Raw genomic sequence first — 17,315 nt, forward strand, 5'->3', positions numbered from 1 at the left:
TCGGCTTGCCGCGATGCGATCACGGGGGCTACTCTGCGCCCTTTCCGTCGCTGCGTTCCGCCATGCCCCTTACGTTCCGCCTCTCCAACGTGTGGTCCGTCGGGGCCGCCATGGTGCTGCTCTGTGCCGTCCCCGCTGCCCATGCTGCTCGTGTCTCCGCTCGCGATCAGGCCGCCATGGCGGTTCTCGATCAGCGTCTTGCCGCCGCAGAGAAGCGCTACAACGATGCCATGGTGCGGGTCGGTAACAACGACCCCAAGGGCACCCAGGAGAGTGATGCCGCGCTGGAGGATATCGAGGATGTGATCCAGGCCTGCATCAAGCTGCGCAATTGCCAGGTCGGTACCTATCTGGGGGCATACAAGCGTCTGCTGAAGGCCAAGACCGATGCGCAAGGTGCGGCCAGTGATGCCGATGCCGATGTCGCTACCGACGACGCACAGCCGTTGCAGGCCGATCCCGATCACATCAGTCCGCTGGCCGCCGACGTGCCAGAGGCATTGCGCGCGGCGCGTCTGCTCAACGACAAGCGTCATGCTTTCGATTCGATGGTGGAATACAACCCGGCAGTGCAGGCCGGTATCCGTCGCTGGCTCACCGACATGCGTCCGTCGCTGATGAGCAGTTATGAGAACTACCAGAACCTGCGCGCGGTGATGTGGCCGGAATGGGAGAAGCGCAACCTGCCCGAGGCGCTGCTGTTTGGCATCATCGCCAAAGAATCCAACGGTCGTGTGCACGCCAGTTCGCGTGTGGGTGCGGCTGGGCTGATGCAGTTCATGCCGGCCACTGGACGCCGTTTCGGCCTGGGCCCGGATGGCAGCGGTTTCGATACCCGTTACGACGCACGTAGTGCCGCAGAGGCCAGCGCTACCTACATCAACGAGCGCATGGCCGAACTCAATCGCAACGTGGAACTGGCGCTGGCTGGCTATAACGGCGGCGAAGGTCGCGCCGCGCGGGTGTTCAACCAGATGCAAGGGCGTAGTTTCTGGGATGCGGCGGTGTACAACCAGTTCCCGCCTGAGACCAAGGACTATGTGCCGATGGTGATCGCCGCCGCCTGGATCTTCCTGCATCCGCAGCAGTACGGCGTGGCATTCCCCAAGGTCAATGCGCAACCGGCGATCCTGCGTCTGACCAAAGCCACCACCATCTACGAGCTGACCATCTGCCTGGGCAGCGATGGCACCCGCGAGGGCTATATGCGGGTGTTGCGCAATCTCAACCCGCGTTACGAGCCCGATGGTTGGATTCCAGCCGGGGTCGCCCTCAACGCCACCACCAAGATCGTTGGCCTGTACAGCCGTTACTGCGTGAGCGGCCCGCGCGCCGATCTGGCCCGCGCGCTGATCACCGCCGACGTCAATGCCGCCGTGCGCAGTGGTCGCAGTGCGCCGACTGCAGATTTCACCGGCAATGTTGCAGTGGGCGATGTCAGTCAGGTCGCCGGTGTGCGGACCACTGCGGGCAGTGCTCATCCGGCACCGGTCAAGCCCAAGGAGAAGCAGAAGCCGGTGCGAAACTATCGCGTCGGCAAGGGCGACACGCTGGGTAAGATCGCTGACCGTCACGACTGCGAGATCAAGGAGTTGGCCAAGGCCAACGGTTTGCGTGCGCCTGGTTATGCGTTGAAGCCGGGGCAGTCGCTGAAACTGTCCGGCTGTGAAAAATAGTCGCTGAAAATAGCCGTTGACCTGGTTGCTTCAGGCCGGTGGTGCGCCTGAAGTTTGCACCAGAAGGTCGCCAGTCACTTTCTTTTCGAGTGCCTCGTTCGCTGACTGGCGCTGAGGCGACAGTCCGGAGCGATTGGTTTGGATGTGATGGGGGCGATGCGGATTTCTCGACGCAACCTCGGGCCGTCTACCGCTGTCGTGCTTCAGTGCTGCAGCCGTCGTGCCAGCGCTTGGCCGAGCCGCACCGGCGATTCCGCCGTCAGCGTTGGGTCGAACGCGGCCACGCCGGGCGGGAGCAGGACGATGACTGTGGAGCCATAGTTGAAGCGCGCCATCTCCTCGAATCGTGGCACGGTGATTCCCTTGCCGCGCCAGTCCTTGCGGGTGATGCGCTCGGCGTAGCGCGGGATTTCCACGCCGCTCCACACCGTTTCCACACCCGATACCAAAAGCGCGCCGACCATGACCGACACCATCGGCCCGAAGTCGGTCTCGAAATGGCAGACCAGGCGCTCGTTACGCGCGAACAGTCGTGGCACGTTGCGCACCGCATCGGTGCCGACGCTGAACAAGCGCCCCGGCACGTGCACAGTCTCGCGCAGGGTGCCGGTCCAGGGCATGTGTACGCGGTGGTAGTCGCGTGGCGACAGATACACGGTGGCATACAGGCCATTGGCGAAGGGCGCTGCGGCTGCGGCATCGCCGAGTAATTCCGCGGCAGTGAACGACTGGCCTTTGGCTTGAAAAATGCGTCCATCCTCGATCTGGCCGAGTTGGCTGATGCGGCCGTCCGCCGGCATCAGCAGCGTCTGTGGATCGGCATCGGCGACACGCACGCCAGGCTTCAATGCGCGGGTGAAAAAGGCGTTGAAGGTGGGGTAGGCGCGCGCATCGGGCTGCGCTGCTTCGCTCAGGTCCACGCCGAAGCGGCGTACCACGGTGTCGATCAGCCATTGTTTCAGTGCTGGTCGCGGCGAATACGCCAGGCACCGCGCCAGCGACGACAGCAGCCGATGCGGTAGCACGTAGGTCAAACGGGTCGTGAGGCTCATGGTGTGGTGGTCTTGGTCAGCGCTTGCAGATCGGCTGCGATCGCCGCCGCGTCGAACGGTGGGCGGATCAATCCAGCTTGCCGACCCTGCGGATCGAGCACCGCGATCGCGGCGGAGTGGTCCATGCTGTAGTCATTGGGATTCTGCGCGAAATGCGTGCCGGGTACTTTCTGGAACACAAAGCCCAGTGAGGTGGCGAAGCGTTCCAGTTCGGGTACGTCGGCGGTGGCGGCGAGCGTGTCCTTGTGGAAGGCGTGCACGTATTCGCCCAGCCGCGTCGGCGTATCGCGCTGCGGATCGACCGAGACGAACAGCACGCGCGGGCGCACGCTGTCCGGGATCGTCTGCCATTGCGTCTGCGCACGGGCCAGGATCGCCAGCGTGGTGGGGCACACATCCGGACAGGCGGTGAAGCCGAGGAACAGCAGTGTCCAATGGCCCTTCAGCGCGCTGGGCAGCATCAGCGCGCTGCCGTCTGATTGGCGTAGATGGACCTCGGGCAGGGCCCGCGGCTGTGGATACAGGGTCACGGTGCGGGTTTGCGGCCAGGCCGGGGCGGGGCCGCCGATGAAGAACCTTTGCGCTAGCAGCAATCCCAGGCCAGCGGCCAGGGCAACCACCAGGACGATGCCGAAGGTGCGATTGAACATACGGATGCTGATTTCCCATGCAACGAACGCTCATCATAGCGGTCGGGCCTCTATAATCGGGGTCTCAATCGCCTTGCTTGTTGCCATGACTGCCGACGCGGCCGCCGAACTCCACACGCTCATCGACCTGATCCGCTACGGCACCAGCCGTTTCAATGCCGCCGAGTTGAGCTTCGGTCACAGCTACGACAACGCGCTGGACGAGGCCACCCAGCTGGTCCTGCACGCGCTGCATCTGCCGCACGATCTGGGGCCAGCCTATGGCAGTGCGCGGGTCACCACGCCGGAGAAGGCGCAGGTGCTGGCGCTGTTCGAACGTCGCATCGCCGAGCGTATCCCGGCCGCCTACCTGACTGGCGAAGCCTGGTTCGCTGGATTGAATTTCAAAAGCGATCCGCGTGCGTTGGTGCCGCGTTCGCCAATCGCCGAATTGATCGAGGCTGGCTTTGAGCCGTGGCTGGCCGGGCGTGCGGTGAGCCGCGCGCTGGACCTATGCACCGGCTCGGGCTGCATCGCCATCGCGATGGCCCATTACAACCCGGACTGGCAAGTGGATGCGGTCGACATCAGCGACGACGCGCTGGCGCTGGCTGCGGAAAACAAACAACGCTTGCTTGCCGACAACGTCGCGCTGGTCAAATCCGACCTGTTCGCTGGGCTGGACGGGCGCCGTTACGAATTGATCGTCACCAATCCTCCCTACGTCACCCATGCCGAAACCGACGCACTGCCGCCGGAGTACGCGCACGAGCCGGAACTGGGCCTGCGTGCCGGCGACGATGGTCTGGATCTGGTGCTCAAGATCCTGCGCGACGCGCCAGCGCATCTCAGCGAGGATGGGGTGTTGATCTGCGAAGTCGGTGAATCCGAGCGTGCGCTGGTGCAGTTGTTGCCGCAAGTGGACTTCGCCTGGATCGAATTCAAGGTCGGGCAGATGGGCATTTTCGCCGTGGAGCGCAGCGCCCTGGTTGCGCACCACGCGCGTATCGTCGCGCTGGCCGCACATCGGTGATGCCACAGCCATGAGCGCGAACAGCTTCGGTACCCTATTGACTGTGACCACCTTCGGCGAATCGCACGGGCCGGCCATTGGCTGCGTGATCGATGGCTGCCCGCCTGGATTGGAGCTTGATGCCAGCGAGTTCACCCACGATCTACAGCGCCGCGCCAGCGGCAAGAGCCGGCATACCTCGGCACGGCGCGAGGCTGATGAGATCGAAATTCTGTCCGGTGTCTACGAGGGGCGCACCACCGGCACTCCGATCGGTCTGCTGATCCGTAACACCGATCATCGCAGCAAGGACTACACGCATATCGCGCGCCAGTTCCGTCCGGGACATGCGGACTACAGCTACTGGCAAAAATACGGCATTCGCGATCCGCGTGGCGGCGGCCGCTCTTCTGCACGCGAAACCACGATGCGCGTGGCTGCAGGCGTGATCGCGAAGAAGTGGCTGGCGCAGCGCTATGGCGTGAGCGTGCGCGGGTATCTTGCGCAGTTGGGGGATCTGCTGCCGCAAGGCTTTGCCTGGGACGCGGTGGAGGGCAACGATTTCTTCTGGCCACATGCGGAGCAGGTGCCGGCGCTTGAGGCGTACATGGACGCGCTGCGCAAGTCCGGTGATTCGATCGGTGCGCGGGTCATGGTGATCGCCGACGGCGTACCGCCCGGATGGGGTGAGCCGATCTACGGCAAGCTCGATGGCGAACTGGCCGGTGCCTTCATGAGCATCAATGCGGTCAAGGGCGTGGAGATCGGCGACGGCTTCGCGGTGGTCACCCAGAAGGGGACCGAGCATCGCGATCTGATCGCTCCCGACGGCTTCCAATCCAATCATGCCGGCGGCGTGCTCGGCGGTATCGCCACCGGCCAGCCGATCGTGGCCTCGCTGGCATTCAAGCCCACCTCCAGTTTGCGTTTGCCCGGCGCCACGGTGGATGTGGACGGGCAGACGGTGGATGTCATCACCACCGGCCGCCACGATCCCTGTGTCGGCATCCGTGCCACCCCGATCGCCGAGGCGATGATGGCGCTGGTGTTGATGGATCAAGCGCTACGTCACCGCGCGCAGTGCGGCGACGTCGGCGAGGTCGGGCCGCGTATTCCCGGCACTGGCGATGGCTGACCTGCGCCCACGGGTGTGGGTCAGCCAGCCGCTGTTCGACGATGTCGTCGCTCGGCTGGACGCGCATTGCGCGCTGACCACCACCACCACGGTGAACACGTACACCTCGGCGCAACTGGCCGCTGCATTGGCACCGCTGGATGGCGCACTGGTCACCCTCAACGAGCGCATCGGCGCTGCCGAGATCGCCGACGCACCGCGCTTGCGCGCCATTGCCAATGTCGGCGTGGGCTACAACAACCTGGACCTGGATGCGCTCAGCGCCGCCGGCATCGTCGCCACCAATACCCCCGATGTGCTGACCGAGACCACCGCCGATCTCGGCTTCGCACTATTGATGGCCGCCGCGCGGCGGATCACCGAAGCCGAGCGCTGGTTGCGCCAGGGACACTGGGGGCAATGGTCGTTCCAGACCATGCTGGGTGCCGATCTGCATGGCAGCACCCTCGGCATCCTCGGCATGGGCCGGATTGGTCAGGCCATCGCGCGTCGCGCCGCCGGCTTCTCGATGCGTGTGCTGTACCACAACCGCCGTCGTCTGCCGGAGTCGTTGGAACAAGCGCATCGCGCCGAATACGTCGGCTTCGACGCGCTGCTGGCGCGTGCCGACCATCTGCTGCTGGTACTGCCTTACAGCGTGCAGTCGCACCACATTATCGATGCCGCCGCGCTCGCCAAAATGAAGCCGACGGCGACGCTGGTGAACATCGCCCGCGGTGGTCTGGTCGATGAGCTTGCGTTGGCTGATGCCTTGGCGCAGGGGCGTCTGGCCGCGGCGGGACTGGACGTGTTCGAAGGTGAGCCAACGGTGCGTCCGGAATTGCTGGCGCTGCGCAACGTGGTGCTAACCCCGCATATCGGCAGCGCCAGCGCGGCGACCCGTCGCGCGATGGTGGTGCTGGCGGTAGACAATTTGCTTGCTGCGTTGGGCATTGGTGCCGACGCGGGACATCCGCCCAATGCCTTGAACCTGGATGCGATCACGGCGGCGGCTTCGGTCAACGCCGCGTCTGCGATAGTGGACAAAAAACGATAGGGAGCCTGCGGCGGTCCGTGCGATGTGCATGGCAGGTTCCCCGAATCCATCTGACAGTACGGCGGTTTTTCCTCCACATTTTTCCTGCGAATCCAACATCCCCATGAGCAACCCAACTCGTCGTTTCAACGTCGCTGTCGTCGGTGCCACCGGTGCCGTCGGCGACACCATGCTGAGTATCCTCGCCGAGCGCGATTTCCCTGTCGCCACGTTGTTCCCGCTGGCATCCGAGCGCTCCGCCGGTGGGCAGATCGAGTTCAAGGGCCAGAAGGTCACGGTGCTCGACCTGGCCACCTTCGATCCCACGGGCGTGGACATCGCGCTGTTCTCCGCCGGCGGCGATATCTCCAAGCAATACGCACCGAAATTCGCTGCGGCTGGTGCGGTGGTGATCGATAATTCCTCGGCTTTTCGCTATGACGACGATGTGCCGTTGGTGGTGTCGGAAGTGAATCCGGACGCGCTCAAGCAGCGCCCGCGCGGTATCGTCGCCAACCCCAATTGCTCGACCATGCAAATGATGGTGGCCCTGGCGCCGCTGCACCGCGCATTCAACATCGAGCGCATCAACGTGGCGACCTACCAATCGGTTTCCGGTGCCGGTCGTTCGGGCATGGAAGAGTTGGGCAAGCAGACCGCGCAGTTGCTGGCGTTCCAGGACATCGAGCCGCAGAAATTTCAGGCGCAGATTGCATTCAACCTCATTCCGCATATCGACGAGTTCCTGGACAACGGCTTCACCAAGGAAGAGATGAAGCTGGTCTGGGAGACACGCAAAATCCTCGGTGACGACAGCATTCAAGTGAATCCGACTGCGGTGCGTGTGCCAGTGTTCTATGGTCATTCCGAAGCGGTGGCGATCGAAACCACGCGCAAGGTGACTGCGGAGCAAGCACGCGCGTTACTGGTTGCCGCCCCGGGCGTGGAGGTTGTAGACGAGCGCAAACCCGGCGGTTACCCGACGCCGGTGACCCACGCTTCTGGAAACGATGCGGTCTACGTCGGCCGCATCCGCGAGGATATTTCGCATCCGCGCGGGCTCAATCTGTGGATCGTTTCCGACAACATCCGCAAGGGTGCCGCGCTCAACGCGGTGCAGTTGGCGGAGCTGGTGGCGCAGGAGGGCTGAGCAACCCGGGCGCGGCTTGGTGCGATTGCAGGCGCGCCCGTAGGGGGCCTTTCGAGGTGGAATACAGCCAAGGTCAGGGCATCCCCTGGCCTTGGTCTTCCGGCCCCGGAATCCCGCGTCCCGGCTTTCATATATATTTAGCGGCATGACACCAACTGGCAATGACGGGATGCGCAGAGGACCCCCCTTGTTCCGTCCCAGCTTTGTCGCCGGCCATGCGCCGATTGCGCTTGCTGCCGGTCATGCCTGGCGGACGCTGTGTGCGCTGCTGTTGCTGACATGCAGCCAGGCGGCGTTTGCGCTGGGTCTTGGCGATATCCGCGTGCTGTCCAGGCCGGGTGAACCATTTCTGGCCGAGATCCCGGTGATCTCCAACCAGCCGGGCGAGCTTGAGCAAGCGCAGGTCGCGCTGGCTTCCCCGGCAACCTTCGCGCGTGTTGGCCTGGAGCGTCCGCAAGGTTTGGTCAGCGAGTTGCAGTTCCGTTTCGCGCAGACCAAACAGGGGCGCGCGGTGATCCGGGTCAGCAGCAGTACGCCAGTCACCCTGCCGTCGCTGAGCTTTCTGATCGAGGTCGATTGGGGGCAGGGGCGGTTGGTCCGGGAATATTCCGCGTTAATCGACACGCCCAACACCGCCACGGTGGTGGATGCGCCGGCAATCAAGGCTCCGGCTGCAGTGCCGTCTGATCGCATTGCCCGCCGCGCATCCTCATCAGTGCCGCCGTCGGCGGAGGCGGCTGCTCCGGCACAGGTGCAGGCGAACCGGACGGTGACACCAGCCGCCGCGTCAGCGGCTTCGTCTGCCGACGCGCTGGCGCCGGTGCGTGCCGGGCAAACGTTGTCGCAGATTGCCGGGCAACTGGCGCGCGTTAACGGTCATTCGCTTGACCAGACCATGGTCGCGCTGTTGCGCGCGAACCCCGACGCCTTCATTCGTGGCAATCTCAACCTGCTCAAGCGGGGCGCCGTGTTGCGTAAGCCGCCCCCGGAGGAGTTGACTCGCCTGGATGCCGCCGCCGCCGCCGCGTTGGTGCGCGAGCAGGCCGCACACTGGCGCGATGCTCGGACATCGGTGCCGCAGCCTGTGCAGGCGCAGCAGGGCAGTGCGGCGTCAACGATCAAGCCAGTTGCCGCGACGTCTACTGCCGCGTCCGGCGCACGCCTTGAAATCGCGCCGGCGGTACCGGCACCGCGCCGTGGGGCGGGAGCTAAGTCCGGCACTGGTGCTGGCAATGAAGGAGACATGGTGGCAACGCAACAATTGCAGCAGGCACGCGAAGATCTCGCAGTACGCGATGCCGAGGTCCAGGAACTGCGCTCGCGGGTCGAACAACTGGAAAAGCTCAAGACCCAGCAGCAGCAACTGCTCGCGCTCAAGGACAGTGATTTGGCTGTGGCACAGAAGCGTCTGGCCCAAGCCGCACCGGTGCAGCCGGCTCCTGTCCATGGATCGGCCGGTTCGTCGCTGTGGCCATGGGCTGGATTGAGCCTGTTGGTAGTGGGCGTTGGCGCCTGGTGGTTGTCGCGCCGACGTAAGCCCTCGCCGTTGCCGCCCTTGTCGGAATACGACGACGAGGCGGCGGTGCTGGCGGCATCGGTCCCCGTGGTTGCGCATCACGAGGTGGATGCGCTGGAGCCGTCGCCGCTGGATCACCTCGATCGCACCGAATCGCATGACGCTTCAGTCCCGCACGAGACGAGCCACGCTGCGGCTGCCGACGAGAGTGATCGCGCACAGCAAGAAGATGCCATGGATGCATTCGAGCGCGAGATGGCGCAACACGCGCATCGTCATGATGTGGTGGAGACTGTGTCGTTGGTACCGCCGATCGACCTCCAGCGTGGCGATGCTGCGACTGCGGCCGAGCCGACATCGGCGGAAACGTCGCTGCCCGTTGCCGAGGCGCCTTGGTCCCCGTCGCCCGCGCCGACTGCAGTCGGCCGGCAGGAACCGACCTGGCATCCGCCCGAGGTGCCAGTGGTCGCCGTGCCGGAATCACCGTATCCGCCGGTCGGTCGCGAGCGACTGGAGTTGGCGGTGGCTTACATGGATCTGGGCGATCACGAGACTGCGCGCACTTTGTTGGTCGAGGTGGCCGCGAGTGGCGATCCCACCGCGCAAGCGGAAGCGCGGCAGTTGCTGGAGCGTCTAGGTTGATGCAGGCAGGCGGCGCGCGGCGCGCTTGCCGCCGCCGTCCTGATGGCATCGGGACGGCGCTAAGGCACGCTGCTTTTTTCATGCCAGCCAGCGGCCTGTGTCATTGCGGGGCGAGGCGGCGGCTTGCCGCTGTCATCGGTGTGGATCTGCATGGCTTGGTTGGGCCGCTCCAGGTGGGATGCGCGTTGACAGCGCTCGGCGCTTGGCTCGTGTTGCCAGGGGGGCTGCCATGCGCTACGCATTAGGCGTGGAATACGACGGCAGTGCGTTCCAGGGCTGGCAGCAACTTGGCGAATCCGGCGGCCCGAGCGTCCAGGCGACGCTGCAGGCGGCGCTGTCGTCGGTGGCCGATGTGCCGGTGAGTGTGGTCTGTGCCGGGCGTACCGATGCCGGCGTGCATGGCGAGTGCCAGGTGGTACATTTCGATTGCCCTGTGCTGCGCCCGCCTCGTGGCTGGATGTTGGGCGCCACGGCGCGGTTACCTCCCTCGGTGTGCGTGCGCTGGTGCGTGCCGGTCGCAGACGATTTCCATGCACGGTTTTCTGCGCGTGCGCGTCGTTACCGTTACCGTCTGCTCAACCGTCAGGTGCGTCCGGCCTTGTACCGGCAGACGCTGAGCTGGGAGCGGCGGCCACTACAGGCCGAGGCGATGCACATCGCCGCGCAGGCGCTGTTGGGCGAGCAGGACTTCAGTGCGTTTCGCAGCGTCCAGTGCCAAGCTCTACATGCGCGCCGCCAATTGCAGTCAATCGTGGTCACGCGCAGCGGTGAACTTGTCGAGTTCCAGCTCCAGGCCAATGCATTTCTTCATCACATGGTGCGCAATATCGTGGGGTCGCTTGTCATGGTCGGAACGGGCGAAAAGCCGGTGTCCTGGATTGGCGAACTTCTGTCTGGACGCGATCGTCGTGTCGCAGGTCCGACCGCACCGCCGCATGGGCTGGTCTTCGTCGGTCCGCTCTATCCCGCCCACTGGACGCTTCCGGAGGAGGTCACTCTATGAACCGAACCTTATATCGTACTCGCATCAAGTTCTGCGGCATGACGCGTGCCGGCGACATCCGCCTTGCAGGCGAGTTGGGCGTGGATTCGGTCGGGTTCGTGTTCGCCCATGGCAGTGCGCGGCGGGTCGCGCCGACCGAGGCGCGGGCGATGCGTCAGGCGGCTGCGCCGATGGTGGATGTGGTCGCATTGTTTCGCGACAATCCCAAAGATGAGGTGCGCGAGGTGCTGCGCACGCTGCGTCCGACGCTGTTGCAGTTCCACGGCGATGAAGACGATGGGTTTTGCCGCAGCTTCAACCTGCCTTATCTGAAGGCGGTGCCGATGGGCGGCGGCGAGGTCAATGCGCGCACGCTGCAGTTGCAGTTTCCCAACGCGGCCGGGTTTCTGTTCGATAGCCATGCTCCCGGCGAGAGCGGCGGGTCGGGCAAGACGTTCGACTGGGCGCGATTGCCAACCGGGCTGCATCGGCCGTTGCTGCTCGCTGGTGGCATTACCGGCGACAACGTCTTCGATGCGATCGTCTCCACATTACCGTGGGGTGTGGATGTCTCCAGTGGCATCGAAAGCCAGCCGGGGATCAAGGACGGCAACAAGATGCGCCGTTTCGTCGAGGAAGTCCGCCGCGCCGACTGCCACGAATTGGCCCACAGTCCCTGAGTGCGGCAACGTCCGCCGCGTGATGCGGCGGACGCATCCTGGCTCGCGTTCGTTCCTGTCGTCAATTTGCAGGGCGCCGCGTTAGTGTGGGCGTCTCACCCGCGCAATTCGGTGGCCAGCCAGCCGGCCAGCGCTTCCACTCTGGGGTCTTGCCTTTCGCGTCGCGTGCATAGTGCCCATTGCCCGCCGGTTTCGACGAAGCCCCATGGCGCCAGCAAGCGTCCGTTGGTCAGATCGTCGGCGACCAGGGGCTGTGGCGCGATCGCCACGCCAATCCCGGCCAGTGCCGCTTCGAGCAGGTAGTACAGATGCTCGAAGCCGGTGCCGTAGCGCAACTGCGTCGGGCTCATGCCTTGTGTCTGAGCCCAGGCCGGCCAAGCCTGTGGCCGCGACGCGGTATGTAGCAGCGGCCACTGCAGCAGCGCCGTCGGTGCCGCTGCACACAGCGTCTGCGCCTGTGGCAGCGCAGGGCTGAGCACCGGGCCGATCCGTTCCGGTGCCAGCACGTGAACCTGCCAATCCTGCGGCCATGGCGCCTGACCCAATAGCAGCACGGCATCCAGTCCCTCCAGGTCGGTGGCGAACTCGCCCTCGTGTGCGGACAAGTGCAGGGTGAGCGCGGGTAAATCGCGTTGCAGTGCCTGCAGGCGCGGGATCATCCAGCGGGCCAGAATGCTGCCTGGACAGCCTAATACCAGTGCCGACGGCCGGCTCGGCTGGCGCAGTTCTGCCACGGCATCGTGCAAATGGGCGAAGGCGCTGCCGACCGCCTCGCATAGGCGTTCGCCGGCGGCGGTCGGACAAATGCCGCGTCCCGCGCGGCGCAGCAGTGCCAGTCCCAGGTCCTCCTCCAGCAAGCGTACCTGACGGCTCACCGCGCCATGGGTAACGTGCAGTTCCGCCGCTGCGGCACCGACGCTGCGCAGTCTGGCGGTAGCCTCGAATGCGCGCAGGGCATTGAGCGAGGGGAGGCGGCGCAGGGCGTTCATGTGAATTTTCCTGACATATATGGTCAGATTTTATAGGTTTTTACGTGGGAACATGTGCGCTAAAGTGTTTCCCTGCTTCCGCTGCCCAGCGACTGCCATGTCCTCTGTTCCCGTCAGCGACTTCCATGCCTATCCCGATGCCGCCGGCCATTTCGGTCGCTATGGCGGTCGTTTCGTCGCCGAGACCCTGATCGGCCCGCTGCATGAGTTGGCTGCCGCCTACGATGCTGCGCGCCGGGATCCGGCGTTCATCGCCGCCTACGACAAGGATCTTGCCCATTACGTTGGCCGGCCCAGCCCGATCTACCATGCCGAGCGACTTAGTCGCGAAGTTGGCGGCGCGCAGATCCTGCTCAAGCGCGAAGACCTCAATCACACTGGCGCGCACAAGATCAACAACACCATCGGCCAGGCTTTGCTGGCCAATCGCATGGGCAAGACCCGCATCATCGCCGAGACCGGCGCGGGTCAGCACGGCGTGGCCAGTGCCACCGTGGCCGCGCGGCTGGGGTTGGAGTGCGTGGTGTACATGGGCGCCACCGATATCGAGCGGCAAAAGATCAACGTCTACCGGATGAAGCTGCTCGGCGCCACGGTGGTGCCGGTGACGTCCGGTTCGGCCACGCTCAAGGACGCGCTCAACGAGGCCATGCGCGATTGGGTGACCAATGTGCAGGACACCTTCTACATCATCGGTACCGTTGCCGGTCCCGATCCGTATCCGCGCATGGTGCGCGATTTCAACGCCATCGTCGGGCGCGAAGCACGCGCGCAGATGCTGCAGGACTACGGTCGCCTGCCGGATGCGATCAGCGCCTGCGTCGGTGGCGGTAGCAACGCCATCGGTATGTTCCACGCCTTTCTCAACGATGCTTCGGTGAAAATCTACGGTGCCGAAGCCGCAGGCGACGGCATCGCCAGCGGTCGCCACGCCGCTTCGATCGCCGCCGGGCGTCCGGGTGTGCTGCATGGCAACCGCACCTACGTGATCTGCGACGACGATGGGCAGATTATCGAGACCCATTCGGTTTCCGCTGGCCTGGACTACCCAGGTGTCGGTCCCGAACATGCCTTCCTGGCCGACAGCGGTCGCGCCACCTATCAGGGCATCACCGACGACGAGGCGCTGGCCGCGTTCCATCTGCTGGCACATACCGAGGGCATTCTCGCTGCACTGGAGTCCAGTCACGCGGTGGCGCAAGCGATCAAGCTGGCGCGGGATTTGCCCAAGGACGCGCTGGTGCTGTGCAACCTTTCCGGTCGCGGCGACAAGGATGTGCACACCATCGCCGCGCGCGAAGGGTTGACGCTGTGAGCGCGTTTGCTGTGATGCGCTGCTGTACCGCGTGGTCGCGCGTTGGCGATGGTGCGCAGAACGAGGACGTAATGGGAGAAAACAACGTGGAAACGAAGTGTTGCAGCATCGTGGATGCGCTGGCCTGCATCGGAGGTCGTCCGTGAGTGTGGCTGTTGGGCGCATCGCCGCGCGGTTGGAGCTGTTGCGCCAGGCTGGACGCAAGGCGCTGATTCCGTTCTTGACCGCCGGAGATCCCTCGCTGGAGGCGACCGTGCCGGCGATGCATGCGCTGGTCGAGGCCGGGGCCGATGTGATCGAACTGGGCGTGCCGTTTTCCGATCCCATGGCCGATGGTCCGACCATCCAGCGCAGTTCAGAGCGCGCGCTGGCGCGCGGTGCCGGGCTGCGCTACGTGTTGGAGACAGTCAGTGCATTCCGCCGCGACGATACGGTTACGCCGGTGGTGCTGATGGGCTATCTCAACCCGGTCGAAATCCACGGCACTGCGCGTTTTGCCGAGGAGGCGGTGGCCGCTGGCGTGGATGGCGTGCTGTTGGTCGACTTGCCGCCGGAAGAGTCGGTCGAGACCCTGGCGGTGTTCGCCGACGCCGGTCTCGATTTGATCGTGCTTGCCTCGCCGACCACCAGCGATGCGCGCCTGAACCTGTTATGCGATACGGCGCGTGGCTACCTCTACTACGTCAGTTTCGCCGGCGTGACCGGGGCCGACCGGCTGGATACGCACGCTGCCGGTGATCGGTTGCGCCAGTTACGGGCGCGTTGTCCGGTGCCGGTGGTGGCCGGCTTCGGCATCAAGGACGCCGCCAGCGCCAAGGCCATGGCGACCGATGCCGATGGCGTGGTGGTCGGCAGCGCCCTGGTTGCCGCACTCGCCGAGGCTGCGACCCCACAGGCGGCGCGCGCTGCCGCCCTGGCGTTCCTGGCGCCTCTGCGACAGGCGCTGGACACGCACGGCTGAGCCCCGGCCCCGTACGTGTCCGGCCAGGGCACGTGCCACCCAGGCCCGCGCCCTGCGCTAGACTGTCGCCCCTTAGTGGCCCGACGGGCCGCGCGACTGGATCGTCATTCAGCATGAGTTGGCTCAGCAAATTGATGCCTTCGGGTATCCGTACCGATAGCACCCCCAGCAAAAAGCGCAGTGTTCCCGAAGGTTTGTGGGAGAAGTGCCCCAACTGCGGCGCCGCGCTTTACAGGCCGGAGCTGGAAGAGAATTTGGAAGTGTGTCCCAAGTGCGACCATCACCTGCCGATCCGCGCGCGTGCGCGCCTGGCGGCGCTGTTCGATGCGGACACGGCACCCACCGAGATCGGTGCGCGTCTTGGCCCGACCGATGCGCTGAAGTTCAAGGACCAGAAGAAGTACGGCGAGCGCATCAAAGCCTCGCAGAAGAACACGGGCGAATACGATGCGCTGGTCGCGATGCGGGGACTGCTCAAAGGCCAGCCCCTGGTTGCCGCCTCGTTCGATTTCGCCTTCATGGGCGGCTCGATGGGCTCGGTGGTGGGCGAGCGGTTCGCGCTGGCCGCCGAGGCCGCGTTGAAGATCGGTGCGCCGTTCGTGTGCTTCTCCGCCAGTGGCGGTGCGCGCATGCAAGAAGGCTTGTTCTCGCTGATGCAGATGGCCAAGACCTCCGCTGCGCTGGGGCGCCTGCGTGAGGCGGGTCTGCCCTACGTGTCGGTGCTGACACATCCGACCACGGGTGGTGTGTCGGCCAGTTTTGCCATGCTGGGCGACATCAATATCGCCGAGCCGCATGCCTTGATCGGCTTCGCTGGCCCGCGGGTGATCGAGCAGACCGTGCGCGAGACCTTGCCGGAAGGCTTCCAGCGTTCGGAGTTCCTGCTCGATCACGGCGCGATCGATCAGATCTGCGACCGTCGCGAAATGCGCGACCGTTTGGCCGAACTGTTGGCGATGCTGATGCGTCAGCCGGCACCGGCGAAGACGGAGGCCGCGTGACGCTGGGGACCCGGGTCCCGGGTCAGGCGGTTTCTCGCAGCGGATGTATCGCGCAATCAGCGCGCGTGCGTCCATCGCTGGCAGCGCTGTGCGCTTTTTCCGGGTCTGCGGTCCCGATTCCCGAGTTCCGGCGGTATGAGCGTGCGCAAGTATTTCGGCACTGATGGCATCCGTGGCCGGGTCGGCCAGGGCGCGATTTCGGCCGACTTCGTCATGCGCCTGGGCAACGCGCTGGGCAGGGTATTGGTCGCCTCGGGCAATGCACAGCCGACCGTGGTGATCGGCAAGGACACGCGCATTTCCGGGTACATGTTCGAGTCGGCGCTGGAGGCCGGGCTGGTCGCGGCAGGCACCAACGTGCAGCTGTTCGGTCCGATGCCGACGCCGGCCGTAGCGTTTTTGACCCGCACGCTCGGGGCCGATGCCGGCATCGTCATTAGCGCCTCGCACAATCCGCACTACGACAACGGCATCAAGTTCTTTTCCGCCGAGGGCGAGAAACTCGACGATGCGACCGAGCTGGCGATTGAAGCGGCACTCGATGCGCCGTTCGCCACGGTGGAATCGGAGCGTCTGGGCAAGGCGATGCGCGCGCGCGATGCGATCGGCCGCTACATCGAATTCTGCAAGGCCAGCGTCTCGCGCGGTTTCGACTTGCGCGGGCTGAAGCTGGTGCTGGACTGCGCGCATGGCGCGACCTATCACATCGCGCCGCTGTTGTTCCGCGAACTGGGCGCGGAGGTGATCGCCATTGGCGCGGCGCCGGACGGGCTCAATATCAACGCCGGCGTCGGCTCGATGCATATCGATACCCTGGCCGATCACGTGCGCCGTCACGGCGCGCACCTGGGCATTGCCTTCGACGGTGACGGCGACCGCGTGTTGATGGCCGACGATCAGGGCAATCCGGTCGATGGCGACGACTTGCTGTATGTGCTGGCGTGCGGCTGGCACGCCACTGGCCGCTTGCGTGGCCCGGTGGTCGGCACGCTGATGACCAACTACGGGCTGGAAAAGGCGTTGGCGCAGTTGCAGTTGCCCTTCCTGCGCGCCAAGGTCGGCGACCGCAACGTCCATCAGGCGCTGGTCGAACACGGCGGGGTGCTCGGCGGCGAGACCTCCGGGCACATGCTGTGCCTGGATCGGGCCACCACAGGCGATGCCATCGTGAGTGCGTTGCAAGTGCTGGAAGTGCTCAAGCGCTCCGGTCAGACCTTGCGTCAGGCGCTGAAAGACCTGCACAAAGTGCCGCAGCAGACGATCAACGTGCGCTTGCAGCCCGGTGTGCGCCCGCTGGAGGCGGCCAGTGTGCAGGCCGCGCAGGTGGCGGCGCAGGCGGCAGTGCAGGGGCGCGGGCGTGCTTTCCTGCGCGCTTCCGGCACCGAGCCGGTGGTGCGGGTCACGGTCGAAGCCGACGATGTCGAATTGATGCGCCGCACCTTGGATGCACTCGTCGAGGCGGTCCGTGACGCGGCGTGAGTCGATCGTTATCGGCATCGTGGTGGTGATCGCCAAGGCGGCCACGTTTTACCTGCTGTATCGCCTATTGTGTTGAGTGCG

At 65.0% G+C, this 17,315-nt stretch carries 15 protein-coding genes; 12 read left to right on the top strand and 3 right to left on the bottom strand.

Annotation, left to right across the window (positions count from 1 at the left end):
• Positions 1-62: 62 nt before the first annotated feature.
• Entirely contained in the window at positions 63-1,676 is a 1,614-nt protein-coding gene (locus tag XALGPE39_RS04465) for a transglycosylase SLT domain-containing protein (protein WP_045727158.1), read from the top strand.
• Positions 1,677-1,879: 203 nt separating this feature from the next.
• On the opposite strand, the gene asd is transcribed toward XALGPE39_RS04465, so the two are convergent.
• Positions 1,880-2,728: an archaetidylserine decarboxylase gene (gene asd / locus XALGPE39_RS04470; RefSeq protein WP_045727159.1), complete on the bottom strand. Its 849-nt coding sequence runs from the start codon at positions 2,726-2,728 to the stop codon at positions 1,880-1,882.
• Positions 2,725-3,378 (bottom strand): SCO family protein, encoded by a 654-nt coding sequence (locus tag XALGPE39_RS04475; RefSeq protein ID WP_045727160.1) that lies wholly within the window; start codon positions 3,376-3,378, stop codon positions 2,725-2,727. Before XALGPE39_RS04475 ends, asd begins: the two co-directional genes overlap by 4 nt.
• Positions 3,379-3,463: 85 nt before the next feature.
• Between XALGPE39_RS04475 and prmB the strand changes: the two genes are divergently transcribed.
• The 7 genes from prmB (at position 3,464) to XALGPE39_RS04510 (ending at position 11,489) form a co-directional block, all read left to right on the top strand.
• Positions 3,464-4,390, top strand: a complete 927-nt coding sequence (gene prmB, locus XALGPE39_RS04480) for a 50S ribosomal protein L3 N(5)-glutamine methyltransferase (protein WP_045727161.1) — start codon at positions 3,464-3,466, stop codon at positions 4,388-4,390.
• Between the two features lie 10 nt (positions 4,391-4,400).
• On the top strand, positions 4,401-5,504 hold the full coding sequence (aroC, locus tag XALGPE39_RS04485) for a chorismate synthase (protein WP_045728960.1): 1,104 nt from the start codon (positions 4,401-4,403) through the stop codon (positions 5,502-5,504).
• Positions 5,497-6,540 (top strand): D-glycerate dehydrogenase, encoded by a 1,044-nt coding sequence (locus XALGPE39_RS04490; RefSeq protein ID WP_045727162.1) that lies wholly within the window; start codon positions 5,497-5,499, stop codon positions 6,538-6,540. Before aroC ends, XALGPE39_RS04490 begins: the two co-directional genes overlap by 8 nt.
• A 103-nt stretch (positions 6,541-6,643) precedes the next feature.
• Positions 6,644-7,669, top strand: coding sequence for an aspartate-semialdehyde dehydrogenase (locus XALGPE39_RS04495; protein ID WP_045727163.1), 1,026 nt, complete (start codon positions 6,644-6,646; stop codon positions 7,667-7,669).
• A 265-nt stretch (positions 7,670-7,934) separates the two neighbouring features.
• The gene (locus tag XALGPE39_RS04500) at positions 7,935-9,827 is read left to right on the top strand and encodes a FimV/HubP family polar landmark protein (protein ID WP_045728961.1); all 1,893 of its coding nucleotides are present in this window, start codon (positions 7,935-7,937) and stop codon (positions 9,825-9,827) included.
• A 229-nt stretch (positions 9,828-10,056) separates the two neighbouring features.
• The gene (gene truA, locus XALGPE39_RS04505; RefSeq protein WP_045727164.1) at positions 10,057-10,830 is read left to right on the top strand and encodes a tRNA pseudouridine(38-40) synthase TruA; all 774 of its coding nucleotides are present in this window, start codon (positions 10,057-10,059) and stop codon (positions 10,828-10,830) included.
• Positions 10,827-11,489, top strand: a complete 663-nt coding sequence (locus XALGPE39_RS04510; protein ID WP_045727165.1) for a phosphoribosylanthranilate isomerase — start codon at positions 10,827-10,829, stop codon at positions 11,487-11,489. The genes truA and XALGPE39_RS04510 overlap by 4 nt, the downstream gene beginning before the upstream one ends.
• A 95-nt stretch (positions 11,490-11,584) precedes the next feature.
• Here XALGPE39_RS04510 and XALGPE39_RS04515 read toward each other — a convergent pair whose 3' ends face one another.
• Positions 11,585-12,478, bottom strand: coding sequence for a LysR family transcriptional regulator (locus XALGPE39_RS04515; protein WP_045727166.1), 894 nt, complete (start codon positions 12,476-12,478; stop codon positions 11,585-11,587).
• 97 nt (positions 12,479-12,575) lie between these two features.
• On the opposite strand from XALGPE39_RS04515, the gene trpB reads away from it, so the two are divergent.
• From trpB to glmM, 4 genes are all read left to right on the top strand, one after another.
• A complete protein-coding gene (trpB, locus tag XALGPE39_RS04520; protein WP_045727167.1) occupies positions 12,576-13,793 on the top strand; it encodes a tryptophan synthase subunit beta in 1,218 nt (405 codons plus the stop codon).
• A gap of 142 nt (positions 13,794-13,935) precedes the next feature.
• Positions 13,936-14,754, top strand: coding sequence for a tryptophan synthase subunit alpha (trpA, locus tag XALGPE39_RS04525; protein WP_045727168.1), 819 nt, complete (start codon positions 13,936-13,938; stop codon positions 14,752-14,754).
• A gap of 113 nt (positions 14,755-14,867) precedes the next feature.
• The gene (accD, locus tag XALGPE39_RS04530) at positions 14,868-15,755 is read left to right on the top strand and encodes an acetyl-CoA carboxylase, carboxyltransferase subunit beta (protein WP_045727169.1); all 888 of its coding nucleotides are present in this window, start codon (positions 14,868-14,870) and stop codon (positions 15,753-15,755) included.
• A 135-nt stretch (positions 15,756-15,890) separates the two neighbouring features.
• Positions 15,891-17,234 (top strand): phosphoglucosamine mutase, encoded by a 1,344-nt coding sequence (glmM, locus tag XALGPE39_RS04535; RefSeq protein ID WP_045727170.1) that lies wholly within the window; start codon positions 15,891-15,893, stop codon positions 17,232-17,234.
• The last annotated feature ends 81 nt before the right edge of the window (positions 17,235-17,315 follow it).

The organism is Xanthomonas sp. GPE 39, assembly GCF_000963005.1.
Taxonomy (GTDB): domain Bacteria; phylum Pseudomonadota; class Gammaproteobacteria; order Xanthomonadales; family Xanthomonadaceae; genus Xanthomonas_A.